We start from the raw sequence: 21927 nt of genomic DNA on the forward strand, positions 1-21927 counted from the left end.
GCCCTGACAGTCGGGTTCCCTGCCGTCCCGGGGTGCAGTTCTCTGCACCCCGCGGCCCGGCCGCCGTCCCGGCGCCGGCGGTCCCGGACGCCCGTACGACGGCTCGTCCGAACTCCTCGAACACGATTCGACCAGGGCTATTCGGTCACTGTGAAAAGACGTAGCGAGGCCCGGCGGGGTGATCTTAAATCATGGAGGGTGCTCAGGGTGACGGGGAGTTCCCCCGGGCATTCCGACAAGTCGGCGTGCCGGTTTCCGCGCAGCGGTTCCGACACTCATTTCCACAGATCACCGTTGTCGCCGAGGCGAATACTGGACGACCGCGCCGGCGGTAATGGGGAAGGCCTTACAGGTGGTCACAAAAACTGGAGAGACCCGCCGCATTTCCGTGTTCGACACGACGCTCCGCGACGGCGAGCAGGCGCCCGGAAACGCCATGACGGCGGAGCAGAAGCTCGACGTGGCGCTGGCGATCGAGAGCCTGGGCGTCGACGTCATCGAGACCGGCTTCCCGGCGGCCTCGCCGACGGACTTCAAGGCGACCCGGATGATGTCCGACCAGCTGCGGAAGGAGACCAGGCTCGCCTCGTTCTGCCGGTCGGTACCCAAGGACGTCGAGATCGCGGTCGAGGCGGGCGGCACCGAGCGGCATCAGATCCAGCTCCTGGTCACCGGCAGCGACCTGCACCTGGAGCACAAGCGCGGCATCACCCGCGAGCAGGCGTACTCCGAGGTCCGCGAGGCCATCAAGACGGCGAAGGAGCTCGGCGTCACCGACATCTCGGTCGGCGTCGAGGACGCCAGCCGCGGTGAGCACGACCTGCTGCGCGGCTACTGCGAGATCGTCATGGAGTCGGGAGCCACGACGATCGCCCTGGGCGAGACCTCCGGCTGCATGGTGCCGGCCGAGTTCGCCGACCTCACCCACACGGTGCGCCAGTGGATCCCGGACGAGACCGTGCTCTCCGTCCACTGCCACGACGACTTCGGCCTCGCCGTCGCCAACACCCTCGCCGGCCTCGAAGCCGGTGCCGACGAGATGCAGGTGACGCTCGGCGGCATCGGCGAGCGCGCGGGCAACGCCGCCCTGGAGGAGCTCGCCGCCGTCCTGCTGTACAAGGCCGGGCACTACGGCTTCACCACCACGATCAGAACCGAGCGGCTGTACGCGGCCTACCAGGTGCTGGCCCGGGCGATCTCGATGGAGACCCCGCGCAACAAGTCCATCTTCGGCCAGTACTCCTTCGCCACCCAGGCCGGGATCCACCAGGCCGGCATGCTCGCGCGCCCGGAGACCTACGAGTACCTGGAGCCCGCCCGGGTCGGCCGGGAGCGCTCGATGCTCGTCGGCCGCCACTCCGGCCGCGTCATCCTGGCGCACCTGCTGGAGCAGCTCGCCGTGCCCGCCACCCCGGAGCTCCTGGACGAGCTCTACCAGGAGTACATCGCCAGCCGCACCGGCGGTGAATGCGACGAGCTGCACGTCGTGCGCGCTAGCCTGGCCGAGCGGTTCTCCGTCCAGTCGATCGGGACCCCCGCGTGATGACCGAGGCCCCCGTCACCCTCGCCGAGAAGCTGTGGGACGCGCACGTCGTGCACCGGTCCGACGGCGAGCCCGACCTGCTCTACATCGACCTGCACCTGACCCACGAGGCGACCTCCCCGCAGGCGTTCGACGGCCTGCGGCTGACCGGCCGCACCGTGCGGCGCCCGGAGCTGACGGTCGCGCTGGAGGACCACAACGTCCCGACCGACTCGACGGTCGTCGAGGACCCGGTCAGCCGCCTCCAGATCGACACCCTGCGGCGCAACTGCGAGACCTACGGGGTCGAGCTCTACCAGCTCGGCCACCGCCGCCAGGGCATCGTGCACGTGGTGGGTCCGCAGCTGGGGCTCGTGCAGCCCGGCATGGCGATCGTCTGCGGCGACAGCCACACCTCCACCCACGGCGCCTTCGGGGCGCTGGCCTTCGGCATCGGCACCAGCGACGTCGAGCACGTGCTGGCCACCCAGTGCCTGGCCATCGGCCGGCCCAGGACGATGGCGGTGGAGTTCACCGGTGACCTGCCGGAGGGCGTGGGCGCCAAGGACCTGGTCCTCGCCCTGATCGCCCGCATCGGGGCCAACGGCGCGCAGGGCCACATCATCGAGTACCGCGGCGCGGCCGTCCGGGGGCTGTCCATGGAAGCCCGCATGACGCTGTGCAACATGAGTATCGAGGCGGGCGCCCGGGCCGGTCTCGTCGCCCCCGACGAGACCACCTTCGACTACCTCCAGGGCCGCCCGCACGCGCCGAGCGGCGCCGACTGGGACGCCGCCGTGGCCCACTGGCGGACCCTGCGCACCGACGAGGGCGCCACGTTCGACAAGACCGTCGAACTGGACGTGTCCGGGCTGTCGCCGCTGGTGACCTGGGGCACCAACCCCAGCCAGGCGGTGCCGCTGAGCGCGCGGGTGCCGGCCCCGGAGTCCTTCACCGACCAGGCCGAACGGGCCGCGGCCGAACGGGCGCTGGAGTACATGGCCCTGGAGCCGGGCACCGCGCTGCGCGACGTCCCGATCGACGTGGTCTTCCTCGGCTCCTGCACCAACGGCCGGATCGAGGACCTGCGGGCCGCCGCCGGGGTGTTGCGCGGCCGTACGGTCGCGGACTCCACCCGGCTGCTCGTCGTGCCCGGTTCCGTCCAGGTGCGCGAACAGGCCGAACAGGAGGGCCTGGACAAGGTGTTCCTCGACGCCGGCGCCGAGTGGCGGCTGCCCGGCTGCTCGATGTGCCTCGGCATGAACACCGACCGGCTCACCGGGCCCCAGCGATCCGCTTCCACCTCCAACCGCAACTACGAGGGCCGACAGGGCGCCACCGCCCGTACCCATCTGGTGTCGCCGGTGGTCGCCGCCGCGACCGCGGTGGTCGGGCGGCTGTCGGCCCCCGCCGACCTGGAATGAGAGAGGCCATGCAACCCCTGATCACGCATACCGGGCGGGCGGTGGCGCTGCGTCGCGACGACGTCGACACCGACCAGATCGTCCCCGCCGAGTACTGCAAGCGCGTCGTCAAGAGCGGCTACGAGGACGCCCTGTTCGCCCGCTGGCGCCAGGAGCCCGACTTCGTCCTGAACCGCCCGGAGCACACCGGAGCGACCGTCCTGCTGGCCGGCCGCAACTTCGGCATCGGCAGCTCGCGGGAGCACGCGGTGTGGGCTCTGAAGGACGGCGGCTTCGTCGCGGTCGTCGCCTCCGGCTTCGGCGACATCTTCCGGCGCAACGCCATGAACAACGGCCTGATCCCGGTCGACCAACCGGTGGAGGTGGTCGAGGAGCTGATGGCCGAGGCCGAGCGCGACCCGGCCTTCACCGTCACCGTCGACCTCCAGGAGCTGAAGCTCCGGACGGGTGACCGCGGCTGGGACTTCGAGGCCGAGCAGCGGGCCCGGGAACTGCTGCTGCAGGGCCTGGACACGATCGAGCTGACCCTACGGCGCGGCGAGCTGATCGAGGCGTACGAGCGGAACCGTCCGTCCTGGCTCCCGACCGTCCCCCGGGGGTCGGGAGCCGAGTTCGCGGAGTTCGCCGTGGAGGGAGCACGGTGACCTCGTCCCACCCCCGCACCACCCCGACCAGCCGTCCGCTGGGGGCCGAGCGCGTGCGCCGGCTCCCCGGCGGCGGCCTGGTCGGGCTGCTCAAGGCGGCCGGCGGCGACGTGGTAAACCTCGCCGCCGGCACCCCCGGGTGGCCCGCCACCCCGCCCGAGCTGATCAAACACGTCGTGAACGCGCTCCACGAGGGCGTGAACCAGTACGAGAACCCGGACGGGAACGCGCTGCTGCGCGAGTGGATCGCGTGCTCCCTGCCGGGCCGGCCCGACCCGGCCACCGAGCTGACGGTCACCGCCGGCGCCAGCGAGGCGCTCGCGGTGGCCCTGCTGGCCTGCGTCGACCCCGGCGACGAGGTCATCGTCCTGGAGCCCTTCTACGAGAACTTCCTCAGCGCCATCGCGCTGGCCGGCGGGGTGCCGCGGTTCGTGCCGGCCGAGGGCCCGGACTGGGCCCCCGACCCGGCCGCGCTCACCGTCGCCTTCGGCCCGCGCACCCGGGCGATCGTCCTCAACAGCCCGGCCAACCCGACCGGCCGGCTGCTGACCGACGAGGAATGGGACCTGATCGCCGACCAGTGCGCCAGGTGGGACGTCGTCGCCGTCTCCGACGAGGTCTACGCACCGTACGTCTACGACGGCGCCCGGCACCGCTCGGCCGCCGAGGTGCCCGGGCTGGCCGAGCGGAGCATCGTGCTCGGCAGCTTCTCCAAGAGCCACGCCGTCAGCGGCTGGCGCCTGGGGTACCTGCGGGCCGCCGAGCCGTGGACGCGGCTGCTGCGCCAGGTGCACATCGCCACCACCGGCGGGGCCGCGTCGCCGCTGCAGCACGCCATGGCGCACGGTGGGCCGGCCCTGCACGACGGCTGGGACCCGGCCGAGTCGATGCGGACGATGCGCGACCACGCCGTCCGGGCACTCACCGAAGCGGGCTTCAGCTGCTCCGCGCCCCGGGGCGGCATCTACGTGATGGCCGGGATCGCCGGCCTCACCGACGAACCCAGCCCGCGGTTCGCCCGCGAGCTGGCCGAGCGGGCCGGGGTGCTGGTGGCCCCGGCCACCCCGTTCTTCGCCGATCCGCGACACGGCGACCCTTACGTGCGGGTGGCCTTCAACCGATCCGAGGCGACCCTCCTCGAAGCCCACCGCCGCCTGGCCGACCCTAGGAGGATCCCGTGCAGAAAATCATCGTGATACCCGGTGACGGCATAGGCCCCGAAGTGACCGAGGAGGCCCTCACCACGCTCCAGGCCCTCGGCGCGGACCTGGAGTTCACCGTCCTCGACCGGATCAACGCCGACCGCTGGCTCCGGGAGGGCGTGGCCCTGACCGACGACGAGCTGGAGCTGGTCCGCGACACCGGCACGGTGCTGTTCGGCGCCGTCGGCGACCCGCGGGTGACCAGCACCGACTACGCCCGCGGGGTGCTGCTCAGGCTCCGCACGGAGCTGGACCTGTTCGTCAACTACCGCCCGGCGGTCCTGCTGGACGACCGGCTCAGCCCCTTGCGCGACGAGTCCCGCCGCGGCATCGACTGCGTGGTGGTGCGCGAGAACACCGAGGGCCTCTACAGCGGCGTCGGCGGCATCCTGCGGGGCGGCACGCCCGACGAGGTCGCCGTCGACCAGGAGATGAGCACCTACCTGGGGGTCTCGCGGGTCGTCGAGTACGCCTACGGCATCGCCCGCCGGTCGGTGTGCGTGGTGGACAAGTCCAACGCGGTGCCGTTCGGCGGCCGGCTGTGGCAGCGGGTGCGGCGGGAGGCCGCGGCGCGCCACCCCGAGCTGGAGTCGTCCCACCTGTACGTGGACGCCGCGGCGATGAAGCTCGTCAACGACCCGACGTCCTTCGACGTGATCGTCGCCAACAACTCCTACGGCGACATCCTCAGCGACCTGACCGCCGAGCTCGCCGGGGGGCTCGGCACCGCCGCCTCGGCGAACATCAACCCGCTGACCGGCGTCGGCCTGTACGAGCCGGTGCACGGCAGCGCGCCCGACATCGTCGGCAAGGGGCTCGCCAACCCCGCGGGCGCCGTGCTGAGCGCCGCGCTGATGCTGCGCGACCGGGGGCTGAAGAGCGAGGCCCAGGCGCTGGAGCAGGCGGTGCGCCGGACCATCGCCGAGTACCGCTGCACACCCGACCTCGGCGGCACCTTGACGACACGTCAGGCCGGCGAGGCCATCCGGGCGGCGCTGGTCTGACCCCGGCGGCACGCTGCCGGGCGGCGTGCCGAACGGGCAGCCCGTCGCCCCTCCCCAACGGACCGAAGGATCCGGCAGGAGCCGGACAACAGGAGGAGCACGTTCCCATGACCTCAGCGATCACCCTGGAAACGGAGCGCCGGCTCGGCGGGCTGGTCTGCGGGGTGTCCAGCCCGGGCCGCCACGCGCTGACCGAACTCGGCGTCCAGCACGGTCCGTTCATCCGCGAACGGGTCGTCGAGCACGGCGCCGCGCTGCTGAGCGGATACGACTGGGCCGACTGGAACGACCTGGACGCGTTCGTCAAGCACGTCGTCGGCTCGCCGCTGGACTACACCGAGCGCTCCTCGCCGCGCACCGAGCTCCACCCCGGCGTGTTCACGGCGACGGACCATCCGCCGACCGAGGAGATCTTCCTCCACACCGAGCAGTCCTACAACCTCACCGTGCCGCGCTACCTGTTCTTCTTCTGCCGGCAGGGCGCCCCCGTCGGCGGGGCGAACCGGCTCGCCGACTGCCGGGCCATCCACGACGCGCTGCCGCGCGAGGTCGTCGAGCGGTTCGACCGGGAGGGCTACCTGCTGGTGCGCAACTTCCTGCCGGGGCTGGGCCTGACCTGGCAGCAGGCGTTCGGCACCGAGGACCCGGACCAGGTGCGGCGCTACTGCGCGGACAACGGCATCGAGGTGGAGTGGCTGGCCGAGGACCACGTCCAGACCCGGCAGGTGCGCTGGGCGGTGGCCACCCACCCGGAGACCGGCGCGAAGACGTGGTTCAACCACATGACGTTCTTCCACTCCAGCTCGCTGGACCGGGACCTGGCCGAGCTGCTGCTGGAGGAGTACGGGCCCCGCAGCATCCCGACCAACACCTTCCACGCCGACGGCACGGAGATCACCCCGGAGGTCATCGAGGCGCTGCACGCCGGCTACCGGGACCACCAGCTCGACGTGACCTGCCGGACCGGTGACGTGCTGATCGTGGACAACCTGAGCGTGGCCCACGGCCGGGCCCCGTTCGTGCCGCCCCGCGAGCTGTTCGTGAGCATGGCCGACGCGCTGTCCTGGTCCGAGCTGCGCCCGGTGGAGCGGACCGCGCTGCCCGGTCGCCCCGCGGGACACTCGGGGTGAGGGAGCGGACCGAGCCGGCGGCGGCGCGGTCCGACGGGCGGGCGGAGGAGACGACGCCCGCCCGTCCGCTGGGCCGCAACCGCGAGTACAACCTGCTGTGGAGCAGCAACGTGCTCTCCCAGCTGGGCTCCCAGGCGACGTTGTTCGCCTACCCGCTGCTGGTGATCGCGATGACCGGCTCGGTCTTCCAGGCCTCGCTGGTGGAGTTCGCGGTCGCCGCCTCCCGGATGCTGGCGGGGCTGCCGGCCGGCGCGGTGGCGGACCGGTTGCCGCGCAAGCGGGTGCTGCTGGCCTCCGAGGCCGCGCGGGCCCTGGCCCTGGGGGTGCTGGCCGTCGCCATCGCCGCCGGGCGGGCGCCGCTCTCCCTGATCCTGGCCGTGGCCGTGGTCGAGGGCGTGGCCACCGCGTTGTTCAGCGCCGCCGACCAGGCCCTGCTGCCGATGGTCGTGCCGAGGGAGCAGCTGCCCTCGGCGGTGGCCCGCAACACCGCGCGCTACTACGTCGCCACGATCACCGGACCGGGCCTCGGCGGGGTGCTGTACAACGCGGTGCGGGTGCTCCCGTTCGCGGCCCAGGCGGTGGCCTCGCTGGGCGCGTTCCTCACCCTGCTGTTCCTACGGGCCCCCGAACCGCGGCGGCAGATCGGTGCCGCCGGTTCCGGGGGCCTGCTGCACGACACCCTGACCGGCCTGCGCTGGTTGTGCGGCCACCGTCTGGTGCGGGTCACCGTGGGGCTCACCATGGGCTTCAACGCGGTCTTCAGCGGACTCCTGCTGGTGGCCATCGGCATGGCGCAGCAGGCCGGGGCCGGGGGACAGGTCGGGGCGATCGGGATGCTGATGGGCGCGGGCGGCGTCCTGGGCGCGCTCGCCGCGCCCCGGCTGCGGCTGCGGCTGACGCCGTACTCCGCGCTGACGCTGTTGAGCTGGGGGGCGAGCGTCCTGGTGCCGCTGCTGGCGGTGCTTCCGGCCGGGTACGCGTACGGGGCGGTGCTCGGCTGCGTGGCCTTCCTCGCGCCGACCGCGACGGCGATCATCGCCACGCACCAGATGACGACCACGCCGGACGAGATGCGCGGTCGGCTGGCCGGGGCGATCGGAGTGAGCCTCGGGGCGGCCTCCGCCGTGGGCGCGCTCGCGGGCGGGGCGCTGCTGGAGTTCTCCGGGGCGATGACCACGGTGCTCTCCGCCACGGCGGTCCTGGTGCTGCTGGCCCTGGTGGCCAGTTTCAGCGGCGCGATCCGCGCGCTGCCCGGGCCCGGTGCCCCGGCGGAGGCGCCGGAAGCGGCGCAGACGGCGCAAGCGGCGCAGTGAACGGCCGGGCCCGTGCCACGGGCCCGGCCGTTCCCGTTCCCGTCGGCGTCCGGCTCACTCGCCCTGGGCCGCTATGGAGTTGAGGTACGTGAGCACGGCGCGGACCCTGCGGTGGCCGCCGTCCGCGGCCGGCAGCCCGAGCTTCACGAAGATGTTCCCGATGTGCTTGTTCACGGACGTCTCGGCGATGAACAGCAGCTTGGCGATGTCGCCGTTGCCGTGCCCCTCGGCCATCAGCGAGAGCACCTCGCGTTCGCGCGAACTGAGCGCGTCCAGCGGATCGTTGCGCACCCGGCGCACCATCAGCTGGGAGATCACCTCCGGATCCATGGCGACCCCGCCGCCCGCGACCCGGTCCAGTGCCTGGAGGAACTCCTCCACCCGCCCGACCCGGTCCTTGAGCAGGTACCCCACGCCGGAGGCGCCGTGGACCAGCAACTGGGCGGCGTAGGCGTGTTCGACGTACTGGGACAGCACCAGCACCGGCAGGTCGGGCAGCTCCTCCCGGGCGGTCACCGCGCCGCGCAGCCCCTCGTCCCGGTAGGTCGGCGGCAGCCGGACGTCCAGCACGGCGATGTCCGGGCGGTGTTCGAGGAGCGTGGGCAGCAGGCTGTCCCCGTCCTCCACCGTCGCGCAGACCTCGTGGCCCACGCTGGTCAGCAGCAGTGACAGGCCCTCCCGCAGCAGGGCGTTGTCCTCGGCGATCACGATCCGCACGGAAGCTCCACTCGAAGTACTGTCGGTCCACCGGGCGGGCTGTGCAGCTCGGTGACGCCGTCGAACGCGGCGACGCGGCGCTTGATGCCGCTGATCCCGCTGCCGGGGCCGGTCCTCGCCCCGCCCTTGCCGTTGTCCCACACGGCGATGTGAATCCTGCTCTCGGTGGTGCGCAGCTGCACCTCGCTGGCGTCGGCCCCGCTGTGCTTGGCGACGTTCGTCAGCGCCTCGGAGATGACGAAGTAGGCCGCGGCCTCCACGGCGGCGGGCGCCCTGGGCCCCTTGGTGCCGTACTCGAGGTCCAGCTTGGTGGGGATCTGGCAGGCCGCCACCAGGGAGCGGGCGGCTTCGGCCAGGCCGTGGTCGACCAGCACCGGCGGATAGATGGACCGGACCGCGACCCGCAGCGACTGCACCGCCTGGTCGGTCAAGTCACGCGCCTGGTCGATCATTTCGGGCAGCTTCTCGGGATTGTCCTTGAGCACCTGCTTCATCACGGCCAGCCGCAGCGAGACCGACACCAGTCCGGCCTGCGCTCCGTCGTGCAGGTCCCGTTCGATGCGGCGCAGTTCGGCGGCGTGGGCCTCCAGCGCCTCGGCCCGGGTGATGGTCAACTCCTCGATGCGCTTGGCCAGTGAGGTCCGGCGCTTGCGGGGCTTGAGCAGGGCCCGGGTCATCCGGGCGTGCAACTGGGCGTACCAGGGCAGCAGATGGGCGGCGATCACGCCGTAGGCCAGGCCCGCGAAGGAGGCCCCCAGGGCCGCGCCCCACGAGTCGATGTTCCAGACGATCAGCTCCGCGGGCCTGGGCACCACCTGCCACCACAGCGGGATGGTCAGCCAGCTGGCCGTCCCCGCGCACAGCCCTACGGCCAGCGCGACACCGATCGTGCCCAGCACGGCGTGGGCGAACAGCCACAACAGGTCCGTGTAAGTGGCCTTGTCGGTGAGCATCACCTGGGCGCGGACCAGGACCTTCCCGCCGGACTCGCGGTAGGAGGACGGGATCTCGCAGCCCAGCAGCTCCCCGGCGCGCCGGCGGTGGGCGTCGGCCACCCGCCGTAGCCGGGCGAGGCAGAGCGGTAACAGCACCAGCCCGGGGCCCACCAGGCTCAGCACGAACACGGCGAGGAGGGCGTAGAAGCCGAGGAAGGCCACCAGCGCGGTGCCGCCGGCGGTCATGAGGTACCTCAGGGCGGGGACGAAGCGCTCGACGAACTCCTGCCGTACGGCCGCCGGGGCCGCAGTACGGCGGACCGGCCGCTGAGGATCGTCGTCCATCGTCGCCAAAGCCCCCAACCACCCGTTTTCGCCCACGCTATCACTGAGCGATGATGACCATGCGTCATCACCCGAACAGGGGGGCAGAAAGCTGCACCTTTCGGACTCCAGTAAACGTCATGGTTCCGACGGGTCCGACGCCCTAGCGTGAGTGCGGTACGGCGTGATCGGTGCGGGAAGGGAGACGTGCGGTGGCGCACGGCGAGGTCACTAGGCAGCAGTTCGGCGGCACGCATCCTGGTGCTGAGCCCGGGGCCGGCGAGCCCCAGAGCCGCTGGGCGGTGGAGCTGCGTTCGGTCAGCAAGAGGTACGGCCGGGACGCGGGGGAGGTCTACGCGCTGCGCGATCTCACCATCAACTTCGAGCGCGGGTCGTTCACCGCGGTGATGGGCCCGTCGGGCGCCGGCAAGAGCACCTTCCTGCACTGTGCGGCCGGTCTGGACCGGCCGACCGAGGGCTCGGTGTGGCTGGGCGGGACGGACCTGGCGACGCTGGACGAGGCGCAGCTGACGATGCTGCGCCGGGAGCGGGTCGGGTTCATCTTCCAGGCATACAACCTGCTGGGGTCGTTGACGGTGGCGGAGAACATCACGCTGCCGCTGATGCTCGCCGGGCGGGTGGCCGAGCGGGACTGGCTGGAGGAGGTGGCCCGGCGCGTCGGGCTGTCCGACCGCCTGCAGCACCGGCCGGCGCAGCTGTCCGGCGGGCAGCAGCAGCGGGTGGCGGTCGCCCGGGCGCTGATCACCAGGCCCGAGGTGATCTTCGCCGACGAGCCCACCGGCGCGCTCGACAGCCGTACCGGCCGCCAGGTGCTCGCCCTGTTGCGGGAGATCGTGGACCGGGACGGCAACACCGTCGTCATGGTGACCCACGACCCGGTCGCCGCCTCCTACGCGCAGCGCGTGGTGTTCCTGCGGGACGGCGCCTTCGCGGAGGTGATGGAAGCTCCGACCCCCGACCGGGTGGCCGCGCGCATGACCCGCCTCGAGGAGTGGTAGCAGGTGGAGTTCAAGCTCGTCCTGATGACCTTGCGGGAGCGCAAGGCAGGACTCGTCGGGGCGTTCATCGCCCTGGTCGGGGCGTCGATGCTGATCACCGCGTTCGGCGTCCTGCTGCAGTCGGGCCTCGGTTCGGGGGTGGCCGCCCAGCGCTACGCCGGGGCCCCGGTGGTGGTCGGCGGCAAGCAGTCCTTCAAGGTCACCGACGGCAAGACCAAGTCGAAGCCGCTGCTCCAGCCCGCGCCGCTGAACAGCGACGCGGTCGACAAGGTGGCCTCCGTCGAGGGCGTCCAGCGGGCGGTGCCGGACGTCAGCTTCCCCGCCGAGGTGGTGGACGGGCACGGCGGGTTGGACGACGGCGGCGGTGAGCAGCCGTCGGCCGGCCACAACTGGTCCAGCTCCGTGCTGGGCCCCTTCGCGCTGGACAAGGGGCGGGCGCCGGAGCGCGCCGGCGAGGTGGTGCTGGACGCGCGGCTCGCCGCGCGGGTGAAGGCCTCGCCCGGGCAGAAGGTGCGGCTGGCGACCACCCAGGAGGCCCGGGAGTACACCGTCACCGGCCTGGCCTCGCTGAAGGGCCAGGGCGCGCCGCTGCGCTCGGCGGCGCTGTTCTTCAGCGACGGCGAGGCGACCACGCTCTACGGCCACCCCGGCAGGATCGACGCGGTCGGGGTGCTGGTCGCTCCGGGCGCCGACCCGGACAAGGTGGCGGACCGGATCGACAAGAAGCTGGCCGGGTCGGGCGCCGACACCTACCTGGGCGAGGACCGCAGCCAGGTGGAGTTCCACGACGTGGCCTCCGCCCAGTCCAACCTGGTCGAGCTGGCGGGCTCGCTGGGTGCGACGGTCGTGCTGATCGCGATGATCGTCGTGGCCAGCACCCTCGCCCTCAACGTGCACCAGCGCCGCCGGGAGCTGGCCCTGCTGCGGGCCGTCGCGGCCACTCCGCGCCAGATCTACAAGATGATGGCGGCCGAGGTCCTGATCATCTCCCTGGTGGCGTCGGTGATCGGGTGCCTGCCGGGCATCCTGGTGGCCAAGGTGCTGATGGGCGCGCTGAGCGTGATCGGCATGGTCCCCGACGACTTCGCGTTCTCCGCCGGCCCGATCCCCTGTTTCGTCGCCGTCGTCGCGTCGGTGATCGCCGCCGAGGTGGCCGCGGTCGGGGTGGCCCGCAAGGCGGTGGCGATCAAGCCGGTGGAGGCCATGGGCGAGGCCCAGATCGAACCGGCGAAGCTGGGCCGGGGCCGCGCCTTCTTCGGTGTGCTGCTGTTCCTGCTGGGCGTCGGGGCGTCGCTGCTGCCGCTGTTCTTCGGCAGCGTCTTCGCGGTGGCCGGTGCGGGCACCGGCGGGCTCGTCATGATCATCGCGGTGCTGATGCTGGCGCCGCCGGTGGTGAGCGCGGCCAGCCGGCTGATGGCCGGGCCGGTCCGTCGGCGCACCGGCCCGCACGGCTACCTGGCGGTGGCCAACACCCGGGCCAACGCCCGCCGGCTGGCGGCCGGCATCGGGCCGCTCACCCTGGCGATCGGCTTCGCCCTGGTGCAGCTGTGCATCCCGACGACGACCTCGGCGGCGGCCGCGGACCAGGCCGAGGAGGGCATCGTGGCCGAGTACACCCTGCAGGGCGGGCCCGGCGGCCCGCCGATCGGGGTGGTCAAGGAGGCCGCGGCGGTCCCCGGGGTCGCCGCGGCCACGGGAGTGATCCGGGTCCAGGTGCACGGCTCCCGGAAGGTCATCGACTCCCCGGAGATCTTCAAGTACCAGGCGCAGGGGGTCACCCCCGACGGGGTGGCGAAGACGATGGACCTGGGCGTCACGGAGGGCAGCCTGGAGAACCTGCGCGGCGACGTGGCGGCCATCAGCGGCAGCGCGGCCGCCACGCTCGGCGCGCACGTGGGCGACCGGGTGCGGCTGAACCTCCCGGACGGGGCCGAGATCAAGCCCACGGTGGTCGCGGTCTACGACCGGGGCCTCGGCTTCGGCGACGTGACGCTCCCCCAGGAGACGGTGCTGGCGCACAGCACCCGGCAGCTGGAGGACGCGGTGTTCGTCAAGACCGCTCCGGGTGCCGACAAGGGGCAGGTCACCAAGGCGCTGCGCGGGCTGGCCGGCCGGTACCCGGGCCTCAAGGTCCTGGACCAGGGCGGGCTCTCGGCGGCGCAGCAGGAGCAGGCCACGTCGTCGGTGCTGACCAGCGCGCTGCCGCTGGCACTGGTCTTCGGCTACCTCGCGATCTCGGTAGCCAACACGCTCGTCCTGGCGACCCTGGGCCGGGTGCGGGAGTTCTCGCTGTTGCGGCTGGTGGGCGCACCGCGGGACCAGGTGGTGCGGATGATGCGGGTGGAGGCCGGGATGGTGGTGGCCATCGCGGTGGTGGTCGGCACCGTGGTACCGCTGCTGCCGTTGGTCACGGTGAGCCTGGGGCTGACCGGCTCGCCGGTGCCGCACTTCCCCGTGCTGCTGTACCTGGGGATCGTCGCGGTGACCGCGCTCATCGGGCTCGGCGCGATCCTGGTGCCCACCAAGCTCGCGCTGCGGACCCGTCCGGTGGAGGGCATCGGTTTGCGCGAATAGCCGCCCGCCGGCCCGGTCACGGCCCGTGGCGCGTCCGTCCGGACGCGCCACGGGCTTTTCCCGTGTGATCGGCCCCACACGAATCTCCTCTTCCCGGCTCCCTTCCGGTGTGCGGCCTCGGTGACCGCAGAATGCCAACCAGCGTTTTTCACAGTTGACTTAAGGACGCTGACCGGCGGAAAACCCCCGTGCTAGCCTTCAGGGAAACAAGTCGATCTTTCCGAGTCTCGGACCATGGCATCCCGTGGAATTCGCGGGCTTTTCAGGCTGTCTGCTGCCGTCACGAGAAGCAGAGTGGAGGGGGTTCCTGGTGTCGTCGGGACTTGTCGCCGAATTCCATCGAATGGCTGCCGAATTCGGCGTGCCGCACGCCCAGCTCGCGCTGCTCGACGACACGGGATTGCGGACGGCCCACGTCGGCGGGCCGGAGGCGGCCGCACTGCGCTTTCCCTTCGCCTCCGTCACCAAGCTGTTCACCGCCACCCTGGCGATGCAGCTGGTGGCCGACGGCGACCTCGACCTGGACTCCGAACTGGGCCGGTACGGCGAGGAGTTCGCGGCCGCGCCGAACGGCCTGGGGGCGTCGGTGACCCTGCGCCACCTGCTGAGCCACACCAGCGGCCTGATCGGCGACCTGGACGGCGACGAGTGGACGCCGCGCGGCTTCACGGCCGCCGCCGGCAAGCCGGACCTGCTCTTCCCCCCGGGCAGCGCCTTCTCCTACTCCAACGCGGGCTTCGCGCTCGTCGGCCGGCTGATCGAGTCCGTGACCGGCTCGACCTGGCGCGAGGCCGTGGACACCTTCCTGCTCCACCCGCTCGGCATCACCCCCGCCCACCTGCCCGGGCCGGGGCAGAGCGCCTCCGGCCCGTCCGTGGCCGTCGGCCACGCCGTCACCGCGACGGGCGCCGTGCCGGTGGAGGTCCTGGTCCCCGCGGCCCTGGCACCGGCGGCGGCGCTGGCCGGCACCGCCGAGGACCTGGTGGCCTTCGCCCGGCTGCACCTCGCGGTGCGCGACGGCGCGCACGACGCGCTGCTCGACGAGGAGGGCGTCGCGGCGATGCGGAGCCCCGCACCGGGCGCCGAGCCGTACGGACTCGCCGACGGCTTCGGCCTGGGCTGGGCCCGGTACGGCGACCCGGACCGGCCGTGGCTCGGCCTGGACGCGATGGGCGGCGGCACCACCTGCAACCTGCGGATCCAGCCGGCGGACGGCACCGTGCTGGCCCTGGTCACCGACTCCACGGCGGGCCTCGCCCTGTGGCGCGAGCTCACCGACGCATTGCGCGCCCGGGGCCGGGACGTCGGCTCGCCCCCGTCCGGGCGGTTGCGGCCCGGCCCGGCCGCCGCGCCCGGCGGACCGGCCCTGACCGGCTCCTGGGCCAACGGCACCATGGTGTACCGCGTCACCGGCGGCGCCGGCGGGCCGCTCCACCTCGACGACGACACCGGGGCGCGCTACCGGCTCGACCTCGACGACCGGGGCCGCTTCTCGGCCCACCGGGTCGATCTCCCGGAAGCCCCGTACGCCGGCCGGTTCCTGCCGCACCCGATCCCCGGGAACGGCCCGCTCCTGCAGTTCGCCGGACGCGTGCTGCGCCGTGACCTGCCGTACGCGGAATGAACCGGGAACTCCTCCGTGAACAGCTCCTGAAATTCTTTGGTCAATGCTGCCTCCCTTCTCGCGCGACTTATTCGGTGGAGTATGGAAGTGACAGGAACGAACAGCACCCGGCGCCATAATCCGGAATCCGACGCCGTGCCCGGCGGATTGTCCCCCGTCCAGCTGCGGCTGTGGTTCTTGAACCGGCTCCAGGAATCCGGTGCCGGAGAGACGCTCGCCCGCGCCACGCGGCTCGTCGGCGCCCTCGACCAGACCGCGCTCAGAGACGCGCTGGCAGACCTGCTGGCCCGTCACGACCTCCTGCGCACCGTCCACGGCGAGCAGGACGGCCGCTGCCGGCCGGAGCTGCGCCCCGCGCGGGAGCCGTTCGCCGCCCTGGCGGTGCGCCCCGCCGACCCGGACGGGCTGGACCGGGAGCTGGCGGAGGCGGTGGCCCGCCCCTTCGACCTGACCCGGGACGTTCCGCTGCGCGCCGAGGTGTTCCGGCTCGCCCCCGACGAGCACGTCCTGTTGCTGGTCCTGCACCGCATCGCCGGGGACGAGGCGTCCTGGCGGCCCCTGCTGGACGACCTGGCGGACGCCTACGCCGCCCGCACCCGCGGCGGGCGCCCCGCCGAGGACCGGCCGGTGCAGTACGCCCGGCCGGCGGCCCGGCAGGCCGAGGCGCTCGGCACCGCCGAACGGCCGTCCCCGACCACCACGACCGAACTGGAGTTCTGGCGCGGGGCCCTGGCCGGCGCGCCCGAACAGCTCCAGCTGCCGGCGGACCGCCCGCGCCCGGCCGTCGCCGACTACCGCAGCGCCCGACTGCGCCTGCGCCTGGACGCCGACGGCCACCGGGCCGTCGAGGACCTGGCCGCCCGCACCGGCACCGACTCCTTCGCCGTCCTGCACGCCGCGTTCGCCGCCGTGCTCCGCCGCTTCGGCGCGGGCGACGACCTGCCGCTGGGCACCACGCTCAGTGCCCGCGGGCCGGACGAGGCGGCCGTGGTCGGCCCGTTGGAGAACACCGTGGTGCTGCGCACCGCCGTGCCGGACGGCGGGAGCTTCACCGACCTGGTGCGCGCCTGCGCGGCCACGGCCGCCGCCGCCCGCGCCCACGGCGCGCTGCCCTTCCCGTGGCTGGTCGACGCGGTGCGCCCGGACCGGGCGCTGAACCGGCACCCGCTGTGCCAGGTCGTCCTCGACCTCGCCCGCCCGGCGCCGGCCCCGGACGCCTTCGGCGACCTCGCCGCGCGGCCCCAGGACGTGCCCGCCACCAGCTCGCCGTACGACCTCCACGTGCGGGTGGTGCCGGAGCACCGGGACGGCGCCCCGCAGGGCCTGGACATCCTGGTCGAGTACAGCCGCGAGCTGTTCGAGGAGCCGACCGCGCGCCGCCTCGCCGAGGCCTTCCCCCGGCTGCTGGCCGCGGCCGTCGCCGCCCCCGAGCGGGCGCTCGACAGCTTCGAGGTCGTGGACGACGCCGAGCGGGAGCGGGTGCTGACCGAGTGGAACGCCACCGCCCGGCCGGTGCCGGACCGCACGGTCGCCGACCTCTTCGAGGAACGGGCGCGCGCCTGCCCGCAGGCGCCGGCCGTGGTGCACGGGGGCCGGACCACCAGCTACGCGGAGCTGGACGCCCGCGCCAACCGGATCGCCCGGGCACTGGCCGACCGGGGCGCCGCCCCGGGCGCCTTCGTCGCCCTCGCACTGCCCCGCGGCACCGACCTGGTGGCCACCCTGATCGCGGTCGCCAAGACCGGCGCGGCGTACGTGCCCATCGACCCGCAGTACCCGGCCGAGCGCATCGCCCACGTGCTGTCCGACACCGCGCCCGTCGCCGTCGTCACCGACCGCGCCGCCGCAGGACGGCTCAGCGGCGACCCGGCCCGCCTGCTCCTCCTGGACGAGCCGGACACGGCGGCCGAACTCGCCGCGCTGCCGGACACCCCGCCGGTCGAGGCGGCGCGCCGCACCCTGCCGGGCGTCGACCAGGCCGCGTACGTCATCCACACCTCCGGCTCCACCGGCCGGCCCAAGGGCGTGGTCGTCGGCCGGCGGGCCCTGGCCAACTTCCTGTCCACCATGGCCGAACTGCTACCGCTCGGCCCCGCCGACGTGTGGACGGCCGTCACCACCATCGCCTTCGACATCGCCGCCCTGGAGCTGTACCTGCCGCTGGTCCGCGGCGCCACCGTGGTGCTCGCCGACCGGGAGACCGCCCGCGACCCGCGGGCCCTGGCCGAGCTGATCACCGGCACCGGCACCACCGTCGTGCAGGCCACCCCCAGCCTGTGGCAGGCGCTGTGCGAGCAGCAGCCCGAGGCCGTGCGCGGACTGCGGATGGCCGTCGGGGGCGAGGCGCTGCCCGCCGCCCTCGCGCGGAGGATGCGGGAGCTGGGCACCGAGGTCGTCAACCTCTACGGCCCGACGGAGACCACCATCTGGTCCACCGCCGCCCGGCTCGACGACCGCCCCGGCGCGCCGACCATCGGCCGGCCCGTCGCCAACACCCGGGTCCACGTCCTGGACGCGGCGCTGCGGCCGGTGCCGGTCGGCGTGGCCGGCGACCTGTACATCGGCGGGGCCGGCGTCGCCCACGGCTACCTGGGCCGTCCCGGCCTCACCGCGGAGCGCTTCGTCGCGGACCCCTTCGCCGCCGAGCCGGGCGCGCGCCTGTACCGCACCGGTGACGTGGCACGCTGGGGCGCCGACGGCAACCTGGAGTTCCTCGGCCGCGGTGACCACCAGGTCAAGGTGCGTGGCTTCCGGATCGAACTCGGCGAGATCGAGGCGGTCCTGGAGCGGCACGCCGACGTGGCCCAGGCCGTCGTGGTGGCCAAGGAGCTCCGCCCCGGCGACGTACGGCTGGTGGCCTACACCGTCGCGGCCGCCGGCCGGCAGCCCGACCCGGCCCGGCTGCGCGAGCACCTGGCGTCCGCGCTGCCCGACTACATGGTCCCGGCCGCGGTCGTCCCGCTGACGGAGCTGCCACTGACCCCCAACGGCAAGGCCGACCGGGCCGCGCTGCCGGTGCCCGCGCTCGGCCCGAGCACGGCCCGGCGCGCACCCCGGGTCGCCCGGGAGGAGCAGCTGCACGCGCTGTTCTGCGAGGTGCTGGGAGTCGACGGGATCGGCATCGACGACAGCTTCTTCGACCTCGGCGGGCACTCCCTGCTCGCCACCCGGCTGGTCAGCCGGATCCGGGCCGCGCTGGACGACGAGGTGTCCGTCCGCACCCTCTTCGAGGCCCCGACCGTGGCCGCCCTCGCCCAGCGGCTCGGCGGATCCGGCTCCGGCACCGGCCCGGTGCGCACGGCCGACCTCGGTGGGCCGCTGCCGCTGTCGTACGGACAGCAGCGGCTCTGGTTCCTGCACGAGTACGAGCCGGGCGGCATCGAGTACAACTCGCCCCTGGCCCTGCGGCTGACCGGCGAGCTGGACGCCGCGAGCGCCGAGGAGGCCCTGCGGGGGCTGGTGGCCCGCCACGAGGCGCTGCGCACCACCTTCGACGTCGTCGACGGCCGGGCGAGCCAGCGGGTGCACGACGCCGTGCCGGTGCCGGTGCGGCACCTGGACCTGTCCGCGCTCCCGGCCGCCGAGCGCGACCGGGAGCTGGACGCCCTGCTGCGCGAGCACGCCGCCCGCCCCTTCGACCTGCGCCGCGGGCCGCTGCTGAGGGTGGTGCTGGTACGGCTGTCCGAGCGGGAGCACCTGCTGCTGCTGGACATGCACCACATCGTCACCGACGGCTGGTCCAAGGACGTGTTGGCGCGGGAGTTCTGCGCCCTGTACGAGCAGGCCGCGACCGGCGAACCGGCGGGCCTGGCACCGCTGCCCGTGCGGTACGCGGACTACGCGGTGTGGCAGCGGGCCGAGGAGGAGCGGCGCAGCGGCGCCGGGCCGCGCGAGGACCTGGCGTACTGGCGGCGCCAGTTGGCCGGCGTCGGCCCGCTGGAGCTGCCGACCGACCGGCCCCGCCCGCCGGTCCGCACCACGGCGGGCGACCAGCACGTGTTCACCGTTCCCGCCGAACTCTCCGATCGGCTCGCCGAGTTGTGCCGGGAGCAGCCCACCACGCTGTTCGGCACCCTGGTGGCGGCCGTCCAGCTGCTGCTGTCCCGCTACGCCCGCCAGCGGGACGTGACGGTCGGCACGATCGTCTCCGGCCGCGACCGGGTCGAACTGGAGAACGTGCTGGGCTACTTCGTCAACACCCTCGTCCTGCGCGGCGAGGTCCGTCCGGAGGCGACGGTCGGGGAGTTCCTGGCCCGGACCCGGCGCACCGTGCTGGAAGCCCTGACCCACCAGGAGCTGCCCTTCGACCGGCTGGTCGAGGAACTGCAGCCGGAGCGGGACCCGGGCCGCACCCCGCTGTTCCAGGCGGGGGTGACGCTCAAGCGGGTGCAGGCCGTCGAATCGCGCGGGCTGCGGGCCGAGGAGGTCCGCCTGCCCAGGATCACCGCGATGTTCGACCTGGGCTTCGAGTTCGAGGAACGGGACGGCGAGCTGTCCTGCAGGCTGGAGTACAACACCGACCTGTTCGACCGCACCACCGCCGAGCGGATGGCCGAGCACACGCTGGTGCTGCTGGAGGGGCTCTCCTCCGGTGCGCACCGCACGCTGGGCGAGCTGCCGCTGATGACGGAGGAGGAGCGGAAGCTGGTCACCGAGCGGTGGAGCGGCCCCGCCGCCCCGCCCGCCGGGCGCGACCACCCGAGCGTGCCCGCGATGCTGGCCGAGCAGGTCCGGCTGCGCCCGGGAGCGACCGCCGTGGTGTCCGCCGACCGCACCCTCACCTTCGAGGAACTGCACGCGTGGGCCGACTCGCTCGCCCACCGCCTGGTGCGGTGGGGGGTCCGCCCGGGCAGCGTCGTCGCCGTGCGCACCCGCCGCGGGCCGGAGATGACCGTCGGCCAGCTGGCCGTCCTCAAGGCGGGCGCCGCCGCCCTGCCGCTGGACCCGGCGGTCCCGGCGGACCGGGCCGACTACATCCTGCGCGACGCCGCCGTGCGCGTCGTCGTCACCCAGCGGGAGCTCGCCGACGGCCCGGTTCCCGAGGACGGCCTGGTGCTGTACGTCGAGGACGACGACGGCCAGGACGCGGGCGGACCGCCCGAGGTCCGCACCGGCCGCGGCGACCTGGCGTACGTGTTCTACACCTCGGGCTCCACGGGCCGGCCCAAGGGCGTGCAGATCGAGCACGGCAACGTGCTGAACCTGATGCGGTGGTACCACGAGTACTACCGGGTGCAGCCGGAGGACCGGGCCTCGCAACTGGTCGCGCCGGGCTTCGACCCGACCCTGCTGGAGCAGTGGGCCAACCTCTCCGCCGGGGCCGGCCTGTGGTTCGTCCCCGACGAGGCGCTCGACGACCCGTACCTGCTCACCGAGTGGATCGTGGCCAACCGGATCACGCTCGCCGTCGTCCCGGCGCCGCGGCTGGAGTCCGTGCTGGACCAGCCCGGCGTCTACCGGGGCGCGCTGCGCTACATGCTCACCGGCGCGGACGTGGTCCGCCGCCGGCTGCCCGCGGACGCCCCGTTCACGCTGGTCAACCACTACGGCCCGACCGAGACCACGGTGCTGACCACGGCGGCCGTCCTGTGCGAGCGCGGGGACGCCAGTGACGAGCGGCTGCCGTCCATCGGCTCGGCCATCGCCGGGACCCGCACCTACGTGCTCGACGAGCACCAGCGCCCGGTTCCGGTCGGCGTGCCCGGCGAACTGTACGTCGGCGGCCTGGGCGTCGCCCGGGGCTACCTCAACCGGCCGGAGCTCACCGCCGAGCGCTTCGTCCACGCCCCGTTCGCGCCGCAGGAGCGGCTGTACCGCACGGGCGACCTCGTGCGCTGGCTGCCCGACGGCGAACTGGACTTCATGGGACGCCTGGACAACCAGGTCAAGGTCCGCGGCTACCGCATCGAACTGGGCGAGGTGGAGACCGCCCTGCTGCGGCTGCCCGGCGTGGCCAAGGCCGCGGTGGTGGCCGAGACCGGCGGCTCCGGGTCGGCGGTGCTGACCGGGTACGTCGTGCCGGACGGCGCCGGCGAACCCGACCCGGAGCAGCTGAGGGAGAAGCTCGCCGCCGACCTGCCCGAGTACATGGTCCCGGCGCACCTGCTCGTCCTGGCGGCCTTCCCGGAGACCACCAGCGGCAAGATCGACCGCAATGCCCTGCCCAGGCCCTCCGCCAGGTCCGGGTACCGGCGCGCGTACACCCCGCCCCGCAACGCGGTGGAACGGGCGCTGACCGCCGTATGGGAGGAGGTCCTCGGCGCCGAGCGGATCGGCGTCCTGGACGACCTGGCCGCCCTGGGCGCCAGCTCCGTCCTCACCCTGCTGACCGTCTCCCGCATCCGCGAGGTCTTCGGCGTCACCGTCTCGGTGCGCGAGGTCTTCACCGCACGGAACGTCGCCGACCTGGCCGGCGTGGTCCGCGCCAAGGCCCGCGCCCAGCTGCGCCGGCCGGAGCCGGACGCCGCCACCCGCACCAGCGCACGAGGGGAATGA

13 protein-coding genes are annotated in these 21927 nt (G+C 73.5%); 11 read left to right on the plus strand and 2 right to left on the minus strand.

Annotated features, from left to right (window positions below):
* Positions 1 to 388: 388 nt before the first annotated feature.
* From ACH5AR_RS10255 to ACH5AR_RS10285, 7 genes are all read left to right on the plus strand, one after another.
* The gene (locus ACH5AR_RS10255) at positions 389 to 1543 is read left to right on the plus strand and encodes a LeuA family protein (protein ID WP_396300926.1); all 1155 of its coding nucleotides are present in this window, start codon (positions 389 to 391) and stop codon (positions 1541 to 1543) included.
* Positions 1543 to 2946 carry a 3-isopropylmalate dehydratase large subunit gene (leuC, locus tag ACH5AR_RS10260; protein WP_396300927.1) on the plus strand — a complete coding sequence of 468 codons (1404 nt, stop codon included), beginning with the start codon at positions 1543 to 1545 and terminating at the stop codon, positions 2944 to 2946. The genes ACH5AR_RS10255 and leuC overlap by 1 nt, the downstream gene beginning before the upstream one ends.
* A gap of 8 nt (positions 2947 to 2954) precedes the next feature.
* A complete protein-coding gene (leuD, locus tag ACH5AR_RS10265; RefSeq protein ID WP_396300928.1) occupies positions 2955 to 3590 on the plus strand; it encodes a 3-isopropylmalate dehydratase small subunit in 636 nt (211 codons plus the stop codon).
* Positions 3587 to 4786 carry a pyridoxal phosphate-dependent aminotransferase gene (locus ACH5AR_RS10270; protein WP_396300929.1) on the plus strand — a complete coding sequence of 400 codons (1200 nt, stop codon included), beginning with the start codon at positions 3587 to 3589 and terminating at the stop codon, positions 4784 to 4786. The genes leuD and ACH5AR_RS10270 overlap by 4 nt, the downstream gene beginning before the upstream one ends.
* Entirely contained in the window at positions 4768 to 5796 is a 1029-nt protein-coding gene (locus tag ACH5AR_RS10275; RefSeq protein ID WP_396300930.1) for an isocitrate/isopropylmalate dehydrogenase family protein, read from the plus strand. The genes ACH5AR_RS10270 and ACH5AR_RS10275 overlap by 19 nt, the downstream gene beginning before the upstream one ends.
* Before the next feature lie 107 nt (positions 5797 to 5903).
* Positions 5904 to 6926, plus strand: a complete 1023-nt coding sequence (locus tag ACH5AR_RS10280; protein WP_396300931.1) for a TauD/TfdA family dioxygenase — start codon at positions 5904 to 5906, stop codon at positions 6924 to 6926.
* Entirely contained in the window at positions 6923 to 8239 is a 1317-nt protein-coding gene (locus ACH5AR_RS10285; protein ID WP_396300932.1) for an MFS transporter, read from the plus strand. The genes ACH5AR_RS10280 and ACH5AR_RS10285 overlap by 4 nt, the downstream gene beginning before the upstream one ends.
* A 54-nt stretch (positions 8240 to 8293) precedes the next feature.
* Here ACH5AR_RS10285 and ACH5AR_RS10290 read toward each other — a convergent pair whose 3' ends face one another.
* On the minus strand, positions 8294 to 8956 hold the full coding sequence (locus ACH5AR_RS10290) for a LuxR C-terminal-related transcriptional regulator (RefSeq protein WP_396300933.1): 663 nt from the start codon (positions 8954 to 8956) through the stop codon (positions 8294 to 8296).
* Positions 8944 to 10236, minus strand: coding sequence for a sensor histidine kinase (locus tag ACH5AR_RS10295; RefSeq protein WP_396300934.1), 1293 nt, complete (start codon positions 10234 to 10236; stop codon positions 8944 to 8946). Before ACH5AR_RS10295 ends, ACH5AR_RS10290 begins: the two co-directional genes overlap by 13 nt.
* A 191-nt stretch (positions 10237 to 10427) precedes the next feature.
* On the opposite strand from ACH5AR_RS10295, the gene ACH5AR_RS10300 reads away from it, so the two are divergent.
* The 4 genes from ACH5AR_RS10300 to ACH5AR_RS10315 all read left to right on the plus strand — a co-directional run bounded on the left by ACH5AR_RS10300 (position 10428) and on the right by ACH5AR_RS10315 (position 21927).
* Complete coding sequence (locus ACH5AR_RS10300) at positions 10428 to 11234, plus strand: ABC transporter ATP-binding protein (protein WP_396300935.1); 807 nt, start codon at positions 10428 to 10430, stop codon at positions 11232 to 11234.
* A gap of 3 nt (positions 11235 to 11237) precedes the next feature.
* Positions 11238 to 13808 (plus strand): FtsX-like permease family protein, encoded by a 2571-nt coding sequence (locus tag ACH5AR_RS10305; protein ID WP_396300936.1) that lies wholly within the window; start codon positions 11238 to 11240, stop codon positions 13806 to 13808.
* 343 nt (positions 13809 to 14151) lie between these two features.
* Positions 14152 to 15432 (plus strand): serine hydrolase domain-containing protein, encoded by a 1281-nt coding sequence (locus tag ACH5AR_RS10310; RefSeq protein WP_396300937.1) that lies wholly within the window; start codon positions 14152 to 14154, stop codon positions 15430 to 15432.
* A gap of 135 nt (positions 15433 to 15567) precedes the next feature.
* A complete protein-coding gene (locus ACH5AR_RS10315) occupies positions 15568 to 21927 on the plus strand; it encodes an amino acid adenylation domain-containing protein (RefSeq protein WP_396300938.1) in 6360 nt (2119 codons plus the stop codon).

The organism is Kitasatospora sp. NPDC018619, from assembly GCF_044391605.1.
Classification (GTDB): Bacteria; Actinomycetota; Actinomycetes; order Streptomycetales; family Streptomycetaceae; genus Kitasatospora.